The sequence below is a fragment of the Tessaracoccus luoxuelianae genome, from assembly GCF_055326245.1.
In genome coordinates this window covers 278,580-297,509 of record NZ_JBUZNO010000001.1, presented here as the reverse complement: position 1 = coordinate 297,509, position 18,930 = coordinate 278,580, and the positions used below count along the sequence as shown (strand labels likewise).

Below are 18,930 nucleotides of genomic sequence, written 5' to 3'. Positions count from 1 at the left end.
GCACCTACACTTGCGCGCATGGCCGATCCCGCGAGCTATCGCCCCCCACAGGGCAGCATTCCCACAGGTCCCGGGGTCTACCGATTCTTCGACGCGTTCGGCAATGTCATCTACGTTGGCAAGGCCAAGAACCTGCGCCAACGCCTCAACTCGTACTTCGCTGACCCGTCGGCGCTGCACTTCCGCACTCAGACCATGGTCCGCACCGCCGCCAAGGTCGAGTGGACCGTGGTGGCCAACGAGCTTGAGGCGCTCCAGCTCGAGTACACCTGGATCCAGCAGTTCGACCCGCGGTTCAACGTCAAGTACCGCGACGACAAGTCCTACCCGTGGCTCGCGGTCACCATGAGCGACGAGTACCCGCGCGTCTTCGTGGGCCGCGGTGCCAAGAAGCGCGGCACCCGCTACTTCGGGCCCTTCGGCCAGGCCTGGGCCATCCGGGAGACGGTGGACCTTCTCCTGCGCGTCTTCCCCATGCGCTCCTGCACCCAGGGCGTGTTCAACCGCGCCCGTTCCTCGGGCAGGCCGTGCCTGCTGGGAGACATCGGCAAGTGCTCGGCGCCCTGCGTGGGGCGGGTCTCCGCAGAGGAGCACAGGGCCGTGGCGGAGGACTTCTGTTCCTTCATGGGCGGAAACACCGGTGGCATCATCGGCCGGATCGAGCGCGACATGTACGCGGCGTCCGCCGAGCTCAACTTCGAGCGGGCGGCCGTCCTGCGGGATTCGCTGGGGGCGCTCAAGCGGGTGCAGGAGAAGAACTCGGTGGTGCTGGCCGACGGCACCCGTGCGGACATCGTCGGGTTCGCCGACGACGGGCAGCAGGTGGCGGTGCAGGTCTTCCACGTCGTCGACGGGCGCATCCTGGGGGAGCGCGGCTGGATCGCGGACCGAGCCGACGACAGGGAGCTCACCGAGCTGCTGGAGGTCTTCCTCGAGCAGGTCTACACCGACGACCTGGAGATCCCGCCGCACATCCTCACCTCGGTTGAGGCCGAGGACACCCTTGTCGAGCACCTGAGCGCGCGGCGCGGGGCGCGCGTCAGCATCAAGGTCCCTCTCCGCGGCGACAGGCGGGCGCTGCTGGACACGGCGGTGAGGAACGCGGAGATGGCGCTCGCCCAGGCCAAACTCCGGCGCGCCTCGGACCTCACGACCCGCAATATGGCTCTCGACGAGATCGCCGACGCCCTCGGCCTGTCCGAGCCGCCCCTCCGCATCGAGTGTTACGACATCTCCCACACCATGGGCGAGGAGGTGGTGGGCTCGATGGTGGTGTTCGAGGACGGGCTTCCCCGCACGAGCCAGTACCGGCGGTTCATCATCAAGAGTTTCGAGGGCTCCAACGACGTGGCGGCCATCAGCGAGGTCATTCAGCGGAGGCTCCGCCGCCTCGTCGACGACCGCGCCTCGGAGGTCAAGGTCGACGCCACCACCGGCGAGGCGGCGAAGTTCTCCTATCCTCCGGCGCTCATCGTGGTCGACGGCGGCCTCCCACAGGTCAACGCCGCCGCGGCCGCGCTGGCCGCGGCGGGCCTCGACGGCGAGATCGCGCTCTGCGGGCTGGCCAAGAGGCTTGAGGAGGTGTGGGTACCGGGGGAGGAGTACCCGGTGATCCTGCCGCGGGCGTCGGAAGGGCTCTACCTCCTCCAGAGGCTGCGCGACGAGGCCCACCGGTTCGCGATCACCCACCACCGGTCGCGGCGGGCCAAGCAGGTCGTCGAATCCGTCCTCGACGACGTTCCGGGCCTGGGCGAGCTGCGCCGCAAGGCGCTCCTCACGTACTTCGGAAGCCTGCGCAAGCTGCGGCAGGCCAGCGTCGACGAGATCGCCGCCGTCCCCGGATTCGGACCCCGGCTTGCGCTCACCGTCAAGGCGGCGGTGGCCGATACGGGCGGCGAGGCAATCAATCTCACCACCGGCGAGGTGACCGAGACGTGAGCCGATTTGAACAACGTTCAAACTCTGATGCAGGATGGGGCGACACCTCACCACAGGAGCCCTTCATGAGCGCCACCACGGCCCCCACCGTCCGCAGCTTCGCCCCGGCGGACCTGGCCTACGTCGCCGTCTTCGCGGCGCTGATCGCAGCCCTCGCGCTGACACCGCCCATCCCGATCGGCAGCCTGGGCGTGCCCATCACGCTGCAGACGCTCGGCGTGGCGCTTGCCGGGCTCTGCCTCGGGGCCTGGCGCGGCGCCGCCGCGGTTGGGCTGTACCTGCTCGTCGGCCTCGCGGGGCTGCCGGTCTTCTCCGGGGGGCGCGCCGGCCTCGCCGTGCTGGTCGGCCCCACCGGCGGCTACCTCGTGGCCTTCCTGTTCTCGACGTTCGCGGTGGGCCTCGTCGCCCAGTGGGCGGTCCGCCGCGGTCTGAGCAGGTGGACGCCCGTGCTGTTCTTCCTCGGTGTCTTCGCCGCCCGGGTGCTGATCATCTGGCCGCTCGGCGTGGCGGGCATCGCGCGCGCGGTCGGCAAGCCCATCGGCGAGATCTGGCTGAGCGACCTGGCCTTCTGGCCCGGCGACATCCTCAAGGGAATCGTTGCCGCCGTCATCGCGTTCGCCGTGCACAAGGCATTCCCGAGGCTGCTCGGCCGATGATCAGCCTGCGCGGGGTCACCGTCGTCATCCCGGCCGTGCGCCGGGGCGACGCCGACCGCGTGCTCCTCCATCCCCTCACCCTCGACCTCGCCGAGCCGCGCATCGCGCTGGTCGGCGCCAACGGATCGGGGAAGTCCACCCTGCTGCGTCTGCTCAACGGCCTCCGGCGTCCGACGGTGGGCACGGTCACCGTCGACGGCCTGGACACCGTCAAGGAGGCCAGGGCGGTGCGTGCGCGGGTCGGTTTCGTCTTCACCGACCCGCTCGCCCAACTGCTGATGTCGACGCCCATCGAGGACGTCGAGCTCAGCCTCCGTGGCCGGATCAAGGGTCGGGACGAGCGGAACCGCCGCGCGCAGGAGATGCTTGACGCCCGTGGGCTGGGGCACCTGGCGCACCAGAGCATCTACGACCTCAGCGGTGGAGAGCGCCAGTTGGTGGCGCTGACCAGCGTGCTGGCAGTCGAGCCGTCGATCCTCGTCGCCGACGAACCCACCACCCTCCTCGACCTCCGCAACCGGCGGGAGCTGCGCAGGACCTTCGCCGAGCTGGGTCAACAGATCATCTTCTCCACCCACGACCTCGACATCGCCGCCGATGCGGACCGGGTGATCGTGGTGCACGAGGGCCGCGTCGTGGCCGACGGAGTCCCCGCCGAGGCGCTCGCGGCCTACGAGGCGGTGGTGGTGTGAACGCGCACGCGTCCTTACTGGGGCTCTACGAGCCAGGGGAGGGCTGGTTGTTCCGGCTCGGCACGGGGGCCAAGTACCTGCTTCTTCTCGCGGTGACCATCCCTCCGCTGGCTGCCGGCACATGGTGGGTGACGGCCGCCGCTCTGGCGGTGGTGCTGGGGCTGCTGTGGACCTCGGGCATCACGCCCGTGCGGGCGCTGCGGATCGGGTGGGTGCTCTGGATGCTGCTCGCCGTGATGGCGGCCTACCACCTGATCTCGCTCAATCCGACAGCGGCGGTGGTGCAGTCCGGCAACATCCTCGTCGCCGTCCTGGCTGCGCGGATGCTCACCCTCACCACCTCCACCCCGGTGTTGATGGACGCGCTGGCCCGCGGCCTCGCCCCGGTGCGGTGGCTGCGGATCGACCCGCAGCAGGTGGCTCTTGCCGTCGCCCTGATGATCCGCTCAGTGCCGTACCTCATCGGCTCCATCGACGACGCGCGCGACGCCGCCCGCGCCCGCGGCCGGGACCGCAATCCGGCCCTGCTGCTGACCCCGGTGGTGGTGGGGGCCGTGGCCTACGCGGAGCGCACAGGCGAAGCCCTCCACGCCAGGGGCCTCCCCGACGACGCGGCCTAGCCGGCGCCTGTGCCGCCACGGAGGACGTCGCGCAGGCGCCGCGCCTCTGTGGCGATCCGGCTTCGACCCGGGCGTTCGGCCACCTCGTCCAGCCCGGGAACCTCGCCTCCTGCACCGATGGCCAGCGCAGCCTCCGCGGCCAGGCCCACCAGATCCGCCGCCCCGGCACGTTTCGCGAGGCCTGTGGGGAGCCCGAGCGCGAGCACCTGCCGGAGCACGTCCCAGACGTACTGGTTTCCGGCGACGCTGGAGCCCGCCACGTCGCGCAGGTGTGCGTGCCAGCGAGGCAGCTTGACCTGGTGATGGGGGACGAGTCTCGCCCAGGCGGCGCCCGCCGCGTCGCCTGTGAGCTGCCCCGTCGCCAGCAGGCCCAGGGTGGCGTCGATGGCTCCAGCCCGGGCCGGGATCTGATCGCTCGACGCGCCCAGGGCGAGCAGCGTTGCCGTCGCGGGACCGGTCGGCCCCTGCTGGTGGGGCAATAGGGCCAGCGGTGGCGTCTGGTCGCCCATCCAGAAGGCGACGGTGCGGAGGAGATAGGCGGCGAGCAACTCCCGCTGGGTGGGGAAGAGCGCCACCTCGGGCAGCTGCGTCGACAGGTCGTACCTGTCCAGTGCGGGCAGGTCCCCCCAACTGGCCAGCACCTTTCCGCCGCGCCCCCTCGCCCCGGGCCAGGAACCCCGCAGGCGGACTTCCTCACCGCCGCCGCGTTCCCGTTGAACGTTCTGTAGATCCAGGACCGGAGGCTCCAGCTGGAACCCCAGCTGGGCCGACAACCACGCCGCGTCGGGTCCGCCCACAGCCGCGATCCGGGGGGCCAGGTCGGCGGAGTGATTCAGGGGGAGCCGTAACCAGGCGACCTCCAGGTCGGTGGCGGGGACCCGGCGCCGCTCGGACAGCCCACGCTCAAGGCCCGCGATCACGGCGTCAGGGTCGACCAGGCCGGAGGCGTCCCGGGGGAACGACACCAACGGCGCGGACGTGCCGGCGCGGACGGCGGCCAGGACGTCGTCGGCCCGCTCGCCCTGGCCGCGCGTGATTCCGCTGCGTCGCGTGCCAGGCACGGAACCCAGGAGCCTCCCGAGGAGGCCGGGTGCCGGTCTGGTGAGGCCGTCGATGAGGAGATCGGTCAGCCCCCAGCCGGGACGGTGCTGCGAGAGCTCCGCCCTCTGCTCCCGGGTGAGCCGGGCGCCGAACGCGGCGACGCCATTGAGGAGGCGCTCGTCGTCGCCGAAGCGCCCCTCCACGCTCGCGATGCGCCGAGCAAGGTCCACCAGCTCATCGCCGGAGGTCACAGGCTCAAGAGGCGGGCAGGCGGGGAGCGGCGGCCGCTCCGGGAGCAGGTCGGACGCGCGCACCGTGGCGCCGCGCACCGTCGCGTCCACGCCCTCCAAGGCCCACGCCACCTCCGCGGATGAGGCGTCGTCGACGGGGCCCAGGTGCTCGATGAGCGCGAGAGCCTTTTCCTGGACGGCCCGCTTGGGGTGGCCCAGTCCGACCGTGGCCGCTCGAACGACCTCCGAGACGGCTGCCGGCTCCCGTGCCGCGAGGAGCCGCAGCCAGGAGAGCGCCGCCTGGGGCAGCGAGGTGTCCGCGCGGGACAGCAGTCGGGCACACGCGTCGGTGAGTGTCGCGGCGACGAGGTGCTCCTCCGCGTCCATGGCTCGGACCGACCGCAGGGCGCGAGCGGCGACGAATCCCTGCCGACTGTCCAGGAGTGCCAGATAGTCGCGCAGCAGGGGGCGCAGCTCAGCGGGGTCAGGAGCCAGCTCCTCGAGGATCCACACCAGAACGCGCAGGTGCGGCTGCATCCCGCCGCGGATCAGGGCGGCGACCACCCGACGGTGCAGCTCGGCGCGGTCCAGCGCGCCCCAGGCGGCCCAGGCCGCGGCGATCTCGGCCCAGCGCCGCTCCCGGCCCTTGGCGTGGGGATTCACCCAGTCGGCCACGACTGCGTCGTGCAGGCGATCCGACTCAAGGGCGCGTAGCAGCAGGTGTGGCAGCGCCGGATCCACGGCGAGCTGCGCGGCGGCGTCGAGCCGCGGATCCTGCCTCCGCAGATAGTTCAGGGCGTAGTCCGGCGTGTCCAGGTGGCTGAGGCCGCAGCGGTCCAGCAGCGCGTCGACCACCTGCCACGGCACCTCCGCGCGCCCTGTCTCGGCGCTCACGCTGACGGTGGTCAGCAGAATGAGAAGCTTCGGCAGCCAGCTCACCTGCCGCTCCAGGATGACCTGAGTGCGGACCGGGTGGTCGCCCCACCGCAGCACGCTCGCCGCACCCTCCGCCGACGGCGTGGTGGCGAGCCGCGCGGTGTCCAGGGCGAAATCCCCCACCGGTCGCGCCGGTCGACGTCCGGTGCGCCAGTACTCGGAGCGTTCCTTCTGCAGAGCGCGAAGGAACGGGCGGACCTGCTTGCGCTCCGCCTCGGAGACGCCCATGAACGCCGAGGCGACAGCTGCGGAATCGTCGCTGCGCAGGGCCGCCTCAAGCCGCCGCACCTCGATCATCTGGTGAGTTCCACGGCCAGCGCGTGCTTGCAGGGGCCGCGATGGCCCTCGTAGCGGGTCCACCACGGGCAGGTGCAGGCCCATCCATCGCCGTGACGGCGCAGCCGGTAGAGCGTGCCGTCGGAGTCGACGACAGCACGATCACCCTCCCACGTCACGGCGCCCGCCGCGACGAGCCGCTGGGCGCCGACGAGCCGAGGGTTCCGCCGCGCAGCCGCTGCCGAGTCGTACGGCAGCTCGCGGTGGAAGTAGGTGCTCTCGGCCGTATCGAAGCCGACGCGCCCCGACGTGCCCAACAGTGTGAGCGCCCGGACCACCCGCGACTCGTCCCAGCCGAGCGCGAACGCCACTGTGTCGGAGGCTGCACCGGGGGTCCATGCGAGTTGCTCCAGCACGGCGTCGGCGTCCTCCGGGTCGCCGGCGGCCAGGTCCGCCAGGACCGCCCCTTCCCCGCTGAACCCGCGTGGGACCTCCGGAGAGATGGTCAGGGTCAGCCGGGCCGACCGAAGGACCAGCTCCCATGCGCTCGCTGTCGGGGACGCGTCGGGGGACTCAGGCGCGTGGACCCGCAGTGCGGTCGCCCAGCGCAGCAGCGGCTGCAGTTCGGTCAGGCGGGCGACGCCGTCGAGGTGGATCGCGCCAGGCGAGGCGACGGCGGAGACCCGCAGCGACCGACCCGAGGGGACGATCCAGAGGCGGCGGCCGTCGCGGGGGAGTGAGCGCAGGAACCGGAGTGCCTCGGTCGGCCCCAGCTCCGCGCGCAGCCGCATGGAGGAGGCCGCGACCGAGGCCTCCCCGAACCCGCGGATCCATCGCTCCGGCAGCTTCACCTTGCGCTCGATGACCTCCCCGGTGATCGTGGACGCCTTCAGCGAGTCCGTGCCCACCTCGAGCCGAAGCGGCTCGCCCGAGCGCACCGTGGCGAGCGCGTGTCGGAGGGGCTGGTTGACGTCGATGTTCGTTGTCCCCAGCTCGCCGGGCGCTCCGGACAGGGCCTCTGGCAGCAGGTCGAAACGGGCGTAGACGCCGCCGCAGCTGGAGAACGACTCGAAGCGCAGCCGCTCCCCGTCGCTCGTGACCACAGGGTCCAACGAACTCCACTCGATCCGTCGGTAATAGCTGGCGGCCGCCACGTCGGCGACGGCGAGGATCCCCCGAGCGCACTGTTCGGCGTCGACGACAGCCCCGGAGAAGAAGTGCGGACTCTCCACCCTCCCAGCCGGCCCAATCCCGGGGCCGGCGGCCAGGGAGAGCGAGTGCGGCCCTGCGGTCGACGATGCGGCAAAGGTCAGCGACATGGACCGAGCATAGGGTCCGGGTTCGCCCAGCGTGGGGGCGCTCAGTGGCGCTCCGGCTACTAGGCTGACGCCATGACCGATGCCACGCAGGAGATCGCCATCATCACCGGCCTGTCCGGCGCGGGCCGTCGCACCGCAGCTCACACCATGGAGGACCTGGGCTGGTATGTCGTGGACAACCTCCCGCCCGTGATGCTGCCGACGCTCGCCCAGACCCTGCGTGGCTACGGGGTGGTGCGGATCGCCGTGGTGGCGGACGTGCGCTCGCGCGAGCAGTTCGAGCAGTTGCCCGACGCCATCAAGCGGCTGAAGTCCGAAGGGGCCTCGGTGACCAGCGTGTTCCTCGAGGCCGCCGACGACGTGATCGTGCGCAGGCAGGAGTCCAACCGTCGTCCCCTCCCGCTGCAGGGTGGGGACCGGCTCATCGAGGGCATCGACCGGGAGCGGCGGCTGCTCGCCGACCTCCGCGCGGAGGCCGACATCGTCGTGGACACCACGTACCTGTCGGCGCGGCAGCTCACCCAACGGGTGTCGAACCACTTCGGTGACGAGGCGACGGACAAACTGAAGATCGCGCTGATCTCCTTCGGTTTCAAGAACGGGGTGCCGATCGACGCCGACATGGTCTTCGACGTGCGCTTCCTGCCCAACCCCTTCTGGATCCCGGAGCTGCGCCCGAAGTCCGGCCTCAGTAAGGACGTGGCGCAGTACGTGCTCAAGCACGACGCGGCCCAGCACTTCCTGGGGGCCATGCTCAACCTGGTGGAGACGGTTGCCCCCGGATACCTCGCGGAGGGGAAGCGCCAGGTCACCGTCGCCATCGGCTGCACGGGCGGCAAGCACCGCTCCACCTCCATGAGCGAGGAGTTCGCGGTCAGGCTCCGCGAGAAGGGCTTCCCCACCACGGTTCTCCACCGGGACCTGGGCAAGGAATGACCCTTCAGCGGCTTCCCCGAGTGGTCGCGCTGGGGGGTGGGCATGGGCTGGCCGCGTCGCTGACCGCCCTGCGCCGGGTCACCGACCGGTTGACGGCGGTGGTGACGGTCGCCGACGACGGCGGCTCGTCGGGTCGTCTGCGTCAGGAGCTGGGTTGCCTCCCGCCCGGTGACCTCCGGATGGCGCTGGCGGCGCTCTGCTCGGACGATCACGTGGGCCGGACCTGGGCCAGTGTGCTGCAGGCCCGCTTCCATGGAGAGGGTCCGCTCGGCGGTCACGCCATCGGCAACCTCCTCATCGCCGGCCTCTGGCAGCAACTCGACGATCCGGTCGCCGCCCTGGACATGGTCGGGGACCTCCTGCGGACCCGCGGCCGGGTGCTGCCGATGAGCTCCGTGCCGCTGGAGATCGAGGCCGACGTGGTGGGGCTGGACCCGATGGCCCCCGACGAGGTGTGCACCCTGTCCGGGCAGGCCACCGTCGCGAAGACGCGCGCCACGGTCCAGTCGGTGAGGCTGATTCCCCACCGTCCCCCCGCGCGCCCGGAGGTGATCGCCGCGATCCGCGAGGCGGACAGTGTGGTGCTCGGGCCCGGCTCATGGTTCACCAGCGTGATCCCGCACCTCCTCGTGCCGGACCTCGCGCGCGCCGTGCTCGAGACTTCCGCGCAGCGGGTTCTGGTCCTCAACATCGCTCCCGCCGAAGAGACCGACGGGTTCTCACCGTCGCGCCACATCGAGCTTCTGGCGGAGCATGCCCCTGGCCTCAGGCTCGACGTGGTGATCGCCGACGGCCGCTTCGCCGACACCGACGAGCACCTCGCGGCCTACGTCCACTCGCTCGGGGGACGCCTCGTCACGGCGGACATCATGGCCCGCGACGGCTCTGCCACGCACGACCCCAACCGGCTGGCGGCCGTGTTCAGTGAGGTCATCGGCGGCTGACGGGTGCTCGGAAGGGTGTGGCACACTGCGAGCATGGCGCTGACACAGAAGGTGAAGTCCGAGCTCGCGACGGTCGTCGCGCCTCACCCGTCAGTGCGCCGCGCGGAGGTTGCCGCCCTGCTGCGGTTCGCGGGAGGGCTGCACCTGGTGGGGGGCCGGATCGTCGTGGAGGCCGAGCTGGACACCGGCGCCGCGGCCCGCCGTCTGCGCACCTTCATCACCGAGCTCTACAACGTCGAGAGCGATCTGCTCGTGATCAACGGCTCCGGCGTCAGGCGCGGCCCCCGCTACACGCTGCGCGTGGTGCGCGACGGCGAACAGCTGGCCAGGCTCAGCGGCCTGGTCGACCAGCACCGCCGCCCCGTCCGCGGCCTGCCGCCCTCGGTCGTGGGCGGGTCTGTGGCTGATGCCGTGGCCATGTGGCGCGGTGCCTTCCTGGCCCGAGGCTCGCTCACCGAACCCGGCCGGTCGATGGCGCTGGAGATCACCTGCCCCGGCTCGGAGGCCGCGCTCGCGCTCGTCGGCGCCGCCCGACGGGTCGGTGTCGCGGTGAAGGCGCGCGAGGTGCGCGGGATCGACCGGGTCGTCATCCGCGACGGCGACGCCATCGCAGAACTGCTCACCCGCATGGGTGCGGGAGAGACCCGGCTCGCCTGGGAGGAGCGGCGCAAGCGGCGCGAGGTCCGAGCGAGCGTGAACCGCCTGGCCAACTTCGACGACGCGAACCTCCGTCGGTCGGCCCGCGCGGCTGTCGCGGCGAGCGCACGGGTGGAGCGCGCCCTGGAGATCCTCGGCGACGATGCCCCGGAGCACCTGAGGACCGCCGGCGAACTGCGCCTCGCGCACCGCCAGGCGAGCCTGGAGGAGCTGGGCGGCCTCCACGAACCGCCCCTCACCAAGGACGCCGTCGCCGGCCGCATCCGTCGGCTTCTGGCCACCGCGGACAAGCAGGCAGAAGACATGGGCATCCCCACCACGGAGGCCAGCCTGCCCGCCGATCTCCGCGACGACGAATGACCGCGAAGTAGAGGTCAGGCGAAACTGACCCCCCACCTTCCCTGGAGGCCACAACTGGTTAGGATGAAGGCGTCCACATGCGCTTTTTCGCGCAAGGTAGCTGAAAGGGATCGATTTCCTCATGACCGTTAAGGTTGCAATCAACGGCTTTGGCCGTATCGGCCGTAACTTCTTCCGCGCGCTCGTCGCGTCGGGTGCCGATCTTGATGTCGTCGCAGTCAACGACCTGACCGACAACAAGACGCTGGCCCACCTGCTCAAGTACGACTCGATCCTCGGTCGCTTCCCCGGCGAGATCAGCTACGACGACGACGCCCTGACCGTCGACGGCAAGGAGATCAAGGCCTTCGCCGAGCGCGACCCGGCCCAGCTCCCCTGGGCGGACCTCGGCGTCGACATCGTCATCGAGTCCACCGGCTTCTTCACCGACGCCACCAAGGCCAAGGCCCACATCACCGCCGGCGCCAAGAAGGTCATCATCTCGGCCCCGGCCAAGAACGAAGACATCACCATCGTGATGGGCGTCAACGACGACAAGTACGACGCCGCGGCGCACACGATCATCTCGAACGCTTCGTGCACCACCAACTGCCTCGCCCCGATGGCCAAGGCGCTCAACGACGGCATCGGCATCGTCAAGGGCCTGATGACCACCATCCACGCCTACACCCAGGACCAGAACCTGCAGGACGGCCCGCACAGCGACCTGCGTCGTTCGCGCGCCGCCGCCCTCAACATGGTGCCCACCACCACCGGTGCCGCCAAGGCCGTGTCCCTGGTGCTCCCCGAGCTCAAGGGCAAGCTGGACGGCTACGCCATGCGCGTGCCCACCCCCACCGGCTCCGCCACGGACCTCACCTTCGAGGCCGCCCGCGAGACCACCGTCGAGGAGATCAACGCGATCGTCAAGGCGGCCGCAGACGGCAAGTTCCTCGTCTACACCGACGACGAGATCGTCAGCAAGGACATCGAGACGGATCCCGCGTCCTGCGTGTTCGACTCCAAGCTCACCAAGGTGATCGGCAACCAGGTCAAGGTGCTCGGCTGGTACGACAACGAGTGGGGCTACTCCAACCGCCTCGTCGACCTGTCCGTCCTGGTCGGCTCGAAGCTCTGATCCGACTCCCAGTGGTCTGAACGACGGCCCTGTGATCCCCGCGGGGGTCGCAGGGCCGTCGTCGCCCCACCGAACAACACCGACCAAAGAAAGGCTCACTGTGAAGTCTGTTGCAGATCTGGGCGATCTCCACGGCACGCGGGTACTCATCCGCTGCGATTTCAACGTCCCCCTGGACGCTGACAAGAACATCGGGGACGACGGCCGCATCCGCGCCGCGCTCCCCACCCTCAACGCCCTGCGCGACGCCGGCGCCCGCGTCGTAGTCATGGCCCACCTCGGCCGCCCCAAGGGGCAGGTCAACCCCAAGTACTCGTTGGCTCCGGTCGCAAAGCGGCTCGGTGAGTTGCTCGGCGCCGAGGTGAAGCTCGCCGACGACGTCGTCGGCGAGTCCGCCAAGGCCACCGTCGACGCGCTCGCCGACGGCGAGGTGGCCCTGCTCGAGAACGTGCGCTACGAGCCGGCCGAGGAGTCCAAGGACGAGGCAGCCCGCCAGGAGCTCGCCGCCAAGTACGCGGCCTTCGGTGACCTGTTCATCTCCGACGGCTTCGGCGTGGTGCACCGCAAGCAGGCCTCCGTCTACGATGTGGCGAAACTGCTCCCCAACGCGGCCGGCTACCTCGTGGCCAAGGAGGTCGACGTGCTGCGTCGGCTCACCGAGACCCCCGAGCGCCCCTTCGTCGTGGTGCTGGGTGGCGCGAAGGTCGCGGACAAGCTGTCGGTGATCGACAACCTGCTCAAGGTGGCCGACACTCTCGTCATCGGCGGCGGCATGGTGTTCACGTTCCTCAAGGCCCAGGGCCACGAGATCGGTGACTCCCTGCTCGACGAGACCAACCTGGAGACCTGCCGCGGCTACCTGGAGGAGGCCAAGGCCAAGGGCAAGACGATCCTGCTGCCGGTCGACGTGCGCATCGCCGACGGGATGGACTTCGACGCCCGGGAGGTCAAGGGCGACGTGGACGTCGTCTCGGCTCATTCCATCCCCGCCGGGAAGCAGGGCCTTGACATCGGCCCCGAGTCCGAAAAGCTGTTCGCGGACGCCATCACCGGCGCCAAGACGGTGTTCTGGAACGGCCCCATGGGCGTGTTCGAGATCGAGGCACTGTCGCACGGCACGGCCGCTGTGGCCAAGGCGCTGACCAAGGTCGAGGGTCTCTCGGTGGTCGGTGGCGGAGACTCCGCCGCGGCCGTGCGGGTCCTCGGCCACGCCGACGACGAGTTCGGCCACATCTCGACGGGCGGCGGCGCCTCCCTCGAGTTCCTGGAGGGCAAAGAACTGCCCGGCATTTCCGTTCTGGAGGAGGACAACTGATGACCCGCAAGCCGATCATGGCCGGTAACTGGAAGATGAACGTCGACCACATCGAGGCCACTGGACTGGTGGAGAAGATCCACTACGCACTCCTGGACAAGGACTACGACGCGTCGAAGTCCGAGGCCGTCCTCATCCCACCGTTCACGGACCTGCGCACCGTGCGCACCCTGATCGACGGCGACCGTCTGCCGTTCCAACTGGGCGCGCAGAACGTCTCGCAGTTCGACAACGGCGCCTACACCGGCGAGATCTCCACCTCGATGCTCACGAAGCTCGGCGTCAGCTACGTGGTCGTCGGCCACTCCGAGCGTCGCCAGTACTTCGGCGACACCGACGAGATCATCAACGCCAAGGCCGCCAAGGCCCTGGCCGCGGGCATCACGCCGATCATCTGCGTGGGCGAGGGTCTGGACATCCGCAAGGAGGGGCGCCACGTCGAGTACACCCTCGATCAGGTGCGCGGCACCCTGGCCGGTCTGACGGCCGAGCAGGTCGCCGGCCTCGTCATCGCCTATGAGCCCGTGTGGGCCATCGGCACCGGCGAGGTGGCCACCCCGGACGACGCGCAGGAGGTGTGTGGCGCCATCCGCAAGGAGGTCGCCGCGCTCTACGACGAGCCCACGGCCGAGTCCGTGCGCATCCAGTACGGCGGTTCCGTCAAGGCGGACAACGTGGCCCAGATCATGAGCAAGCCGGACGTCGACGGTGCCCTCGTCGGGGGCGCCGCCCTGAAGCCCGATGAGTTCGCGGCCATCGTGCGGTTCTACAATCTCTGAGAAACGCAGGAGGGTGGGCGGCGCGGGACGGGAGGTCCCGCGCCGCTCTGCGTTGTGGCCACCGCGCCGTCCAGGGCCGGACAGGCGGGGGCGAATGTGGATAACCGGTCGTCGTCGGATAGTCTGTACGGCGTGATTGTCCCCCTCGTGTCTTGGCCGGTGACGACGCTCTCAATCATCGCGATTGTCCTCAGCGTCCTCCTCGCGGCCACCGTCCTCCTCCACAAAAGTCGTGGCGGCGGAATGTCTGATCTGTTCGGCGGCGGCATGTCGACCTCCATGGGTGGAGCGTCGACGGCGGAGCGCCGGCTGGACCGGATCACGGTCGTGTTGTCGCTGGTCTGGCTTCTGACGATCATCGGGCTGCTGGTGCTGTACCGCATCGGCGCCTGACCTGGCACGACCCCTTCATCACGTCTCAAGGAGAACACAAGTGGCAAGTGGCAACGCCATTCGCGGCAGCCGTGTCGGCGCCGGACCGATGGGTGAGGCAGAGCGTGGCGATACCGCGCCGCGGCTCCACGTCTCGTACTTCTGCGCCAGTGGGCATGTGACCCGGCCGGCCTTCGCCGTCGATGCGCCGATCCCCGAGTCGTGGGACTGCCCCCGCTGCGGGCTCCCGGCGAACATGGACGCAGACAATCCGCCGCCGCCGCCGAAGATCACCCCCTACAAGACGCACCTGGCCTACGTGAAGGAGCGCCGCACCGACGCGGAAGCTGCCCAGATCCTGGAAGAGGCCGTGTCCGCCCTGCGCGCGCGCCGCGCCTCCGGCGAGGTCATCTACTGAGTCCCCTGCGGTGCAGCTGCCTGCTCAGAACGGGCAGCTGTACTGCGCAGGAAGGCCGCTCGCGGCGGCGTCATCCAGATACCACAGGGTGACCTTCTCCCCGCGCACGTGAGAGGCGGGAAGCCTCCGATCCCCCTGCAGGGCCCCGGCGACGGCGCCGGCCTTGGCCGCACCGGTGGCCATGATCCACATCTCCGTGGACCTGTTGAGCGCCGGGATGGTGAGCGAGATCCGCTCCGTCGGGGGCTTGGGTGCATCCGTGACGCCGATCACGCTGCGCGTAGTGGGATCGAAGCTGGGGTGCCCCGGGAAGATCGAGGCGACGTGTCCGTCCTCCCCGACGCCCAGCAGCATGATGTCGAAATGGGTGGTACCCAGTTCGGCCTCGTACTCCGCGGCGCACTCGTGCGAGTCCTTCCGCCCGTCCTGAGCGGCCATCATGTGGGTGTCGGCCGACTTGATGGACACGGTTCGGGCCAGCCGCGACACCGCCTGCAGCGAGTTGCGCTCCGGATCCGTCGCGGGGACGAACCGTTCGTCGCCCCACCACAGCTGCAGTTTCGCGGCGTCGAGGTCTGAGCCCACGGCCAGCTCGGCGAAGCGTTCATACATGGCGTTGGCGGCATTGCCCCCGGTCAGGCAGACGTGCACGATCGGCTGGGTGTCCTGAAGCTCGACGAGGCGGTCCAGCAACCGCTGCGCCACCAGGTGGCTCACCTCGTCCGCGCCCGGCATCCGGACCACTCGGGTGTACACCTCAGCGCCCCTCGGCGTCGGCCACGAGACGGCTCGTGGCCGCCTCGAAGATGTCGTCGGCGTCCATGCGTTGCAGTTCCTCGGTCAGGAGGTCCGTCAGCGGCCGGCGCCTGAGTGCGACGGTGCGCTGCGGTTGATGCGGCACCTGGTAGAGGGCGGTGCCCTCCGCCACGCGACGCACCGTGATGTCGCCCTCGAGGGTGGTGAGCCGCACCTCGTTGACGCCGGGCTGGTCGCCGTCACGGCGTTCGACGTGGACGTCGAGCCTGTCGCTCAGCCACGCGGACAGGAGTGTCGCGGGGGCGTTGTCCGGGGCGGCGGAGACCATGGCGCCGGTGACCTCGGAGCGCGTCTGGTCCATGGCCGCCGCGAGCAGGGCGCGCCACCGGGTCAGCCGGGTCCAGGTGAGGTCAGTGTCGCCTGGGGCGTGGTTGCGGGCACGGCGCAGCAGCGCATCCTGAGGGTCGTGACAGCCGGCCGCGTCTGTGATGCGCCGATCGGCGAGGCCACCGATGGGGTCGTCGGCGAGATGGTCCGGCGCCTCGTGCGGCCACCACACGATGGTCGGGGAGTCCGGCAGCAGCAGCGGAAGGCAGATCGAGTCCCCGTGGTGGCGCAGCTCCCCGTGGAGCCTCAACACGACGAGATCCCCGGGAAGGCCCTCGCCCACCTCGATGGTCGCGTCGAGCCGGGCCTGATCGGCCTCCACGTAGGTCACCAGGATGACCCTCGACGGGTGGGCGGTGGCTGAGGCCTTCGCGGCCTCCAGCACCTCGTCGAAGTGCCCGTCAGTGGTGACGATGAGGAGGGTCAGCACGAGACCGCTGGCCCCAGCGGTGCGCTTGGCGCTGATGAGGGCGGACGCCACTTCTCGGGACGACGTGTCGGTCAGTTCGATGATCATGACAATCCTCCTCAGGGCCTACGCCAGTTGAAACCGTCACGGGCCAGCATCTCGTGTGCGGAGGCGGGGCCCCAGGTGCCGGACGCGTACTGCTCAGGTTGACCCTCGACGGAGGCCCAGTACTCGATCACCGGGTCGAGGATGCTCCAGCTGAGCTCCACCTCCTCCTGCTGCGGGAACAGCGGCGGGTCGCCGAGCAGGACGTCGAGGATGAGCCGCTCGTAGGCCTCCGGGGACGATTCGGTGAACGACCCCCCGTAGCCGAAGTCCATCGACACCTCCCGGATCTCCATCTGGGTGCCGGGGACCTTAGCCCCGAACCGGAGCGTGACCCCCTCGTCGGGCTGGATCCGCATCACGAGGGCGTTGGTTCCGAGCTCCTCGGTATCAGTGGCGGTGAAGGGCAGGTGGGGTGCCCGCTTGAAGCTCAGCGCCACCTCCGTGACGCGGCGGGGCATGCGCTTGGCGGAGCGGAGGTAGAAGGGCACCCCGGCCCAGCGGCGGTTGTCGATGTCCACGCGCATCGCGGCGTAGGTCTCCGTCTTCGAGCCCTCCGGCACGCCCTCCTCCTGCAGGTACCCGATCACGGGCTTGCCGCCCTGCCATCCGGCGGCGTACTGGCCGCGCGCGGTGTGCAGGTCGTATCGCGAGGGGACGCGGGCCGCGGCGAGGACCTTCTGCTTCTCGGCACGCAGCTGGCTGGCCTCGAACGAGGTGGGCTCCTCCATCGCCGTCAGCGCCAAGAGCTGGAGGAGGTGGTTCTGGATGACGTCGCGGGCGATGCCGATCCCGTCGAAGTAGCCGGCGCGGCCACCGATGCCGATGTCCTCGGCCATCGTGATCTCGACGTGGCTGACGTAGTGGTTGTTCCAGATCGGCTCGAACATCTGGTTGGCGAAGCGCAGCGCCAGCATGTTCTGCACCGTCTCCTTCCCCAGGTAGTGATCGATGCGGAACACCTCATGGGGTTGAAACAGCGCTGAGACCACGTCGTCGAGCTCGCGCGCCGAGGCCAGGTTGTGGCCGAACGGCTTCTCGATGACCACCCGGTTCCAGTTGCCTTCGGAGCGCTCGGTCATGCCGTGGCGCCGCAGCTGCGTCATCACCTGCTCGAAGCTCGACGGGGGGATGGACAGGTAGAACGCGTGGTTTCCGCCGGTGCCGCGGGCAGTGTCCAGCTCCCGGATGGTGCCGCGCAGCCGCTCGAACGACTCGTCGTCGTCGAACGTGCCGGAGACGAACCGGATGCCTTCCAGGAGCTGCTCCCACACCTCCTCCCGGAAGGGTGTGCGCGCGTTCTCCTTCACCGCATCGTGGACGACCTGCGCAAAGTCCTGGTCCGCCCAGTCCCGGCGCGCGAATCCCACCAGGCCGAAGCCGGGGGGAAGCATGCCGCGATTGGCAAGATCGTAGACGGCCGGCATCAGCTTCTTGCGGGACAGGTCCCCGGTCACCCCGAAGATGACGAGGACGCAGGGCCCGGCGATCCGGGGGAGCCGTCGGTCCTGCGGATCGCGCAGTGGGTTCTCGTAGCTGTTCATCGTCGCCAACCCTATCCCTGCGAGGGCAGCGGGGGAACGGATCCCGCGCCGCGCTTTGGGTGCCCCCCATCGGGCGAGATAGACTGCCGGGAGCGAAGGTGAGGGAATGAGGTGCATGTGGCGGTCGGCTCTGTCGCTGCGTCCTCGGGGGCCCGCTTCTGGGATGTGGTCAAGGCGTATGTTGCCCTGACCAAGCCGCGCATCATCGAACTGCTGCTCGTCACCACCGCTCCGGCGATGTTCCTGGCGGCCGGCGGGCTGCCGCCGTGGGAGCTGATCGTGGTGGTCATGATCGGCGGGCTGTTCGCCGCGGCGTCGGCCAACACCTTCAATTGCGTGATCGACGCGGACATCGACGAGGTGATGCGGCGCACCCGCCGCCGACCCGTCCCGCGACACCAGGTCTCCACGCGCAACGCGCTGGTCTTCGGTGTCGTGCTCGGAGTCCTTGCCACGCTCGTGCTCGGATTCGGCGCCAACTGGCTCTCCGCCGTCCTGGCGCTCACCGCGAACGCGTTCTACGTGTTCGTCTACACCATGTGGCTCAAGCGCCGCACCTGGCAGAACATCGTGTGGGGCGGCATCGCGGGCTGCTTCCCGCCGCTCATCGGCTGGACAGCTGTGACGGGCAGCGTCGCCTGGCCGCCGCTGATCCTGTTCGCCGTCGTCTTCCTCTGGACGCCACCGCACACGTGGGCGCTGGCCTTCCGTTACCGCGAGGACTATGCGGCAGCCGGGGTGCCGATGCTGCCGGTGGTGTCGACCCCGCCGCGGGTCGCCGCTCAGATCTTCTGGTACACGCTGGCCACCGTCGTGGTGTCGCTGCTGCTGTGGCCCGTCACCCCCACCGGGCCGCTGTACCCGATTGTCGCGGGCGTGCTGGGCGCGGTGTTCCTCGCCGAGGCCGTGGCGCTGTGGCGTAGAGCCAGGGCGGGCGCCGAGGGGCCCCAGCTCAAGGCAATGCGGCTGTTCCACTGGAGCAACACCTATCTGGCCCTGCTGTTCCTCGCGGTGGCCATCGACCCGCTCCTGTTCTAGTGTCCTGCGCCAGAATTCGCTGCGATTGACGGCGCCCCAGCGGCGCCTCGCCGCGTTCTCCTCGCTCGACGAACAGTAGGAGCTG

Annotated in this window: 18 protein-coding genes; 13 read left to right on the top strand and 5 right to left on the bottom strand. The window is 69.9% G+C overall.

Features of this window, described 5'->3' with window-relative positions:
• Positions 1-18: 18 nt before the first annotated feature.
• The 4 genes from uvrC (at position 19) to ACZK39_RS01345 (ending at position 3,906) form a co-directional block, all read left to right on the top strand.
• Positions 19-1,938, top strand: a complete 1,920-nt coding sequence (uvrC, locus tag ACZK39_RS01360; protein ID WP_463612281.1) for an excinuclease ABC subunit UvrC — start codon at positions 19-21, stop codon at positions 1,936-1,938.
• A 65-nt stretch (positions 1,939-2,003) separates the two neighbouring features.
• A complete protein-coding gene (locus ACZK39_RS01355; protein ID WP_182783071.1) occupies positions 2,004-2,594 on the top strand; it encodes a biotin transporter BioY in 591 nt (196 codons plus the stop codon).
• Positions 2,591-3,286, top strand: coding sequence for an energy-coupling factor ABC transporter ATP-binding protein (locus ACZK39_RS01350; RefSeq protein WP_182783070.1), 696 nt, complete (start codon positions 2,591-2,593; stop codon positions 3,284-3,286). Before ACZK39_RS01355 ends, ACZK39_RS01350 begins: the two co-directional genes overlap by 4 nt.
• Positions 3,283-3,906, top strand: a complete 624-nt coding sequence (locus ACZK39_RS01345) for a CbiQ family ECF transporter T component (protein WP_463612280.1) — start codon at positions 3,283-3,285, stop codon at positions 3,904-3,906. The genes ACZK39_RS01350 and ACZK39_RS01345 overlap by 4 nt, the downstream gene beginning before the upstream one ends.
• On the opposite strand, the gene ACZK39_RS01340 is transcribed toward ACZK39_RS01345, so the two are convergent.
• The gene (locus ACZK39_RS01340; RefSeq protein WP_463612279.1) at positions 3,903-6,410 is read right to left on the bottom strand and encodes a thioesterase domain-containing protein; all 2,508 of its coding nucleotides are present in this window, start codon (positions 6,408-6,410) and stop codon (positions 3,903-3,905) included. The two genes, ACZK39_RS01345 and ACZK39_RS01340, sit on opposite strands and share 4 nt — an antisense overlap.
• Positions 6,407-7,708 (bottom strand): SWIM zinc finger family protein, encoded by a 1,302-nt coding sequence (locus ACZK39_RS01335; RefSeq protein ID WP_463612278.1) that lies wholly within the window; start codon positions 7,706-7,708, stop codon positions 6,407-6,409. The genes ACZK39_RS01340 and ACZK39_RS01335 overlap by 4 nt, the downstream gene beginning before the upstream one ends.
• Before the next feature lie 72 nt (positions 7,709-7,780).
• Here ACZK39_RS01335 and rapZ point away from each other — a divergent pair, with 72 nt between their 5' ends.
• The 8 genes from rapZ to ACZK39_RS01295 all read left to right on the top strand — a co-directional run bounded on the left by rapZ (position 7,781) and on the right by ACZK39_RS01295 (position 14,606).
• A complete protein-coding gene (gene rapZ, locus ACZK39_RS01330) occupies positions 7,781-8,644 on the top strand; it encodes an RNase adapter RapZ (protein WP_182783066.1) in 864 nt (287 codons plus the stop codon).
• A complete protein-coding gene (locus ACZK39_RS01325; RefSeq protein WP_463612277.1) occupies positions 8,641-9,588 on the top strand; it encodes a gluconeogenesis factor YvcK family protein in 948 nt (315 codons plus the stop codon). Before rapZ ends, ACZK39_RS01325 begins: the two co-directional genes overlap by 4 nt.
• A 33-nt stretch (positions 9,589-9,621) precedes the next feature.
• Positions 9,622-10,605, top strand: coding sequence for a DNA-binding protein WhiA (whiA, locus tag ACZK39_RS01320; RefSeq protein WP_182783064.1), 984 nt, complete (start codon positions 9,622-9,624; stop codon positions 10,603-10,605).
• 121 nt (positions 10,606-10,726) lie between these two features.
• The gene (gene gap / locus ACZK39_RS01315; RefSeq protein ID WP_182783063.1) at positions 10,727-11,722 is read left to right on the top strand and encodes a type I glyceraldehyde-3-phosphate dehydrogenase; all 996 of its coding nucleotides are present in this window, start codon (positions 10,727-10,729) and stop codon (positions 11,720-11,722) included.
• A 100-nt stretch (positions 11,723-11,822) separates the two neighbouring features.
• The gene (locus tag ACZK39_RS01310) at positions 11,823-13,037 is read left to right on the top strand and encodes a phosphoglycerate kinase (protein WP_182783062.1); all 1,215 of its coding nucleotides are present in this window, start codon (positions 11,823-11,825) and stop codon (positions 13,035-13,037) included.
• Positions 13,037-13,816, top strand: a complete 780-nt coding sequence (gene tpiA, locus ACZK39_RS01305; protein WP_463612276.1) for a triose-phosphate isomerase — start codon at positions 13,037-13,039, stop codon at positions 13,814-13,816. The genes ACZK39_RS01310 and tpiA overlap by 1 nt, the downstream gene beginning before the upstream one ends.
• A 132-nt stretch (positions 13,817-13,948) precedes the next feature.
• Entirely contained in the window at positions 13,949-14,209 is a 261-nt protein-coding gene (gene secG / locus ACZK39_RS01300) for a preprotein translocase subunit SecG (RefSeq protein ID WP_370585751.1), read from the top strand.
• A 40-nt stretch (positions 14,210-14,249) separates the two neighbouring features.
• Positions 14,250-14,606 (top strand): RNA polymerase-binding protein RbpA, encoded by a 357-nt coding sequence (locus ACZK39_RS01295; protein WP_182783060.1) that lies wholly within the window; start codon positions 14,250-14,252, stop codon positions 14,604-14,606.
• A 24-nt stretch (positions 14,607-14,630) separates the two neighbouring features.
• On the opposite strand, the gene pgl is transcribed toward ACZK39_RS01295, so the two are convergent.
• From pgl to zwf, 3 genes are read right to left on the bottom strand one after another with little or no spacing between them, the layout of a single operon-like run.
• The gene (pgl, locus tag ACZK39_RS01290; RefSeq protein WP_463612275.1) at positions 14,631-15,362 is read right to left on the bottom strand and encodes a 6-phosphogluconolactonase; all 732 of its coding nucleotides are present in this window, start codon (positions 15,360-15,362) and stop codon (positions 14,631-14,633) included.
• A gap of 1 nt (position 15,363) precedes the next feature.
• A complete protein-coding gene (locus ACZK39_RS01285) occupies positions 15,364-16,266 on the bottom strand; it encodes a glucose-6-phosphate dehydrogenase assembly protein OpcA (RefSeq protein WP_463612274.1) in 903 nt (300 codons plus the stop codon).
• Positions 16,267-16,277: 11 nt separating this feature from the next.
• The gene (zwf, locus tag ACZK39_RS01280; protein WP_463612273.1) at positions 16,278-17,807 is read right to left on the bottom strand and encodes a glucose-6-phosphate dehydrogenase; all 1,530 of its coding nucleotides are present in this window, start codon (positions 17,805-17,807) and stop codon (positions 16,278-16,280) included.
• Between the two features lie 111 nt (positions 17,808-17,918).
• Between zwf and ACZK39_RS01275 the strand changes: the two genes are divergently transcribed.
• Positions 17,919-18,845: a heme o synthase gene (locus tag ACZK39_RS01275; protein ID WP_182783056.1), complete on the top strand. Its 927-nt coding sequence runs from the start codon at positions 17,919-17,921 to the stop codon at positions 18,843-18,845.
• The last annotated feature ends 85 nt before the right edge of the window (positions 18,846-18,930 follow it).